Here is a 1,472-nt window from a genome sequence, read left to right on the forward strand (position 1 = left end):
AGGTCTTTTATCCGGTCCCATTGATCATCGCGTAAACCGTAGCGCCGCATCTGTTTCTCTCCCCCAAAACTGGGAAAACAGTCAGCACAGAACGCCGGAAAGTAAAACCCTCACCTACCAAACTCAGGGCTTAACTGACGACACGCCGTAGGTGTTTAAGCGGTGGAGCTAATGCGCCATGGTAATCCAGTTTTGAGGGCGTCATTGGCGATTATGACGAGACGCACTGCGACAGCGACGATCACCAATTGATGTGGCTTACACTGCTCTTTCATGCGTATGGTAACAGCTTTCAGAACTGGATTACGGCGTTACGTCTTCAGATTAATTGTTTTTCCATTAAAATATTAAATTATTTTTCATGTATGATAAAGTTTTGTCAATAATATTTTTCCAGCATAAAATATCATCCTGAAACGAAGGAAAATTTAATGGCTTCTGAACTATGTAAACGCTTATCAGCGCAGATATTAAATTACATTGCAGATCAAAAACTGGAAAAAGGAGATCACCTGTCGGCTTCAGTTTTGACAGAATTTTTCAGGGTTTCACGAGCACCTATTGAGACTGCTTTGCGTGATCTGACATCTCAAGGCTTTATGAGTTACGAAAAAAACCGGGGGTTTTTTATAAAAAAAGACTGGCATGATTTAGCACAGCATGAGGTGTCACCTTCGGTGACAGAGGGAGCAGACGATGCTTTTTATCTTTCTATTGCATCCGACCGTCTTGACGACACTCTTCCTGAAAAAATTACTACTAATGAGTTGATTCGACGTTATAATCTTACAAGGCCACAGATTGTGCGTATCATGACGCAGATCGTTCAGGAAGGGTGGGGAGTTCGGTTACCTGGGCATGGATGGCAATTTTTGCCTGTACTGACTAATGGTATTGCTTATGATCAGGCATATCGTTTCAGGGCAGCAGTTGAATCGGCTGCACTCCTTGAACCCGGTTACTTCCTGCCTTCAGATGTGTTGTGCAAACTTAGGCAGGAGCAGGAAGATTTGCTGGACGGAAACCTTAATGATTTGCCTATTGCCACGTTGTTTGCAATTAATGCAGGTTTTCATGAGAGCATAACAGGTGCCTGTGGCAATCCATTTTTTCTTGATTCATTAAGAAGGATTAATAATTTAAGGCGCCTTCTTGAATATCGGGTTACAGTTGTTAGAGACAGATTTGAGCGCCAATGCAAAGAACATATTGAATTATTGAATATTATTGAGGATGGAGACTTTGTAACGGCTTCAGCTTTTTTGCGTATTCATATCGGTGGAGCAAGGCGTCTTAAAGGAGGTATTTTAGCATAGTTCTAAAAAAATATTATTGTATTTTATAAATAAAATAATATGGTCCTAGAGGGTGTTATGCACTTTCCGTGAGCAGGTTGACTGCGTTTTTCAGCATGAGACCTGCGAAGGCGAGGGTTGAAGCACAGCGCTCGTAGTCTTTTACGAGCCTTCTGC

General features: G+C 42.0%; 1 protein-coding gene. It reads left to right on the plus strand.

The window, feature by feature from the left end; all coding sequences use genetic code 11:
• Positions 1–431 precede the first annotated feature (431 nt).
• Positions 432–1,316 (plus strand): GntR family transcriptional regulator, encoded by an 885-nt coding sequence (locus GOB58_RS12855; protein WP_173560460.1) that lies wholly within the window; start codon positions 432–434, stop codon positions 1,314–1,316.
• The last annotated feature ends 156 nt before the right edge of the window (positions 1,317–1,472 follow it).

It is taken from the genome of Acetobacter thailandicus (genome assembly GCF_011516655.1).
In the GTDB taxonomy this organism is placed as follows: domain Bacteria; phylum Pseudomonadota; class Alphaproteobacteria; order Acetobacterales; family Acetobacteraceae; genus Acetobacter; species Acetobacter thailandicus.